Origin of the sequence: Streptomyces sp. NPDC127092 (assembly GCF_042722475.1) — a bacterium.
GTDB lineage: Bacteria > Actinomycetota > Actinomycetes > Streptomycetales > Streptomycetaceae > Streptomyces.
Genome location: NZ_JBHXFE010000282.1, coordinates 1 through 1,285, shown reverse-complemented (window position 1 = coordinate 1,285; position 1,285 = coordinate 1). Strand labels below are relative to the sequence as shown.

Annotated in this window: 2 protein-coding genes; both read left to right on the top strand. The window is 67.5% G+C overall.

Translation table 11 applies throughout. The features are described 5' to 3' along the window. On the top strand, positions 1-751 hold a 751-nt coding region (locus ACFWJO_RS39690), incomplete at its 5' end, for a cytochrome c oxidase assembly protein (RefSeq protein WP_386873157.1). A gap of 169 nt (positions 752-920) precedes the next feature. Next, positions 921-1,285, top strand: a 365-nt coding sequence (locus ACFWJO_RS39685; protein ID WP_386873155.1) for a single-stranded DNA-binding protein, incomplete at its 3' end; no start/stop codon positions are given.

Here is a 1,285-nt window from a genome sequence, read left to right as displayed (position 1 = left end):
GTCCTCGGGTGTCGGGCGCTACTCACCGGCCGTGTTCAGCGTGCACATGGGTGCGCACATGGCGTTGTCGATGCTGGCCCCGGTCCTGCTGGTGCTCGGCGCACCGATCACGCTGGCCCTGCGCAGCCTCGATCCGGCGGGCAAGAACGGTGTGCCGGGTCTGCGTGAGTGGATCCTGACCGCGCTGCACAGCCCGTTCTCCCGGTTCATCACGCACCCCGTCGTCGCGGCGGTGCTGTTCGTGGGCGGGTTCTATGCCCTGTACCTCGGCGGGATCTTCGAGGCCGCCGTCGACTCGCACTCCGCGCACGTCCTGATGAACCTCCACTTCCTGCTGAGCGGATACCTCTTCTACTGGGTCGCGATCGGCATCGACCCGTCGCCCCGCAAACTGCAGCCGGTGACGAAGCTCGCGATGGTGTTCGGTTCCCTGCCGTTCCACGCGTTCTTCGGTGTGGCGTTGATGAGCATGGGCGCTGTGATGGGCGAGTGGTACTACCGATCGCTCGGACTGGGCTGGAACGCCGACCTGGTGGGAGACCAGCAACTGGGCGGCAGCATCGCCTGGGCTACCGGTGAGATCCCGCTGGTGCTGGTCATGATGGCCCTGCTGATCCAGTGGTCCCGCAGCGACGGCCGCACGGCGCGGCGGGTCGACCGGGCAGCCGACCGGGACGACGACGCCGACCTGGCAGCGCACAATGCGATGTTCGCGGAACTGGCGCGACGGGACCGAGAAACCGGACACTGACCGCTAGCACGCGGTTCCGACACGTTCGGAGCTTCGGCGCCCGTGCCGGCCGCTCTGTCCACACCCCTTCCGTTTCTCCACAGATTTCGGATGCCGGCCCGCCATCGCGCTGCGAGACGGCACGCTGTGAGTCACGGCACCTTGCCGCACTCACAGGGGGTAGAGCGAAATGTACGAAACACACGGCACCGTGGTCGGAACGGTCATCACCAGCCCGGTCACCCGGTCGAATGCGGCCGGTGACGAGTTCCTCAGTTTCCGGATGGCGAGCACTGTCCGGCGCCGCGATCACGCGACGGGCGAGTGGCGCGACGCGAGCACGCTCTACCTCACGGTGACCTGCAGGCGGAGGCTGATGGCCGGCGTCGTCCAGTCGATGGCGAAGGGTGATCCGGTCATCGTGACCGGTGAGTTGCGCACCACGGAGTACACGACGCGGGACGGTATCGCCCGCTCCGATCTGGAGCTGAGCGCGACCGCGATCGGACCGGATCTCGCCCGGTGCACGGTTGTGCTCGAGCGCGCGGCCAGAAC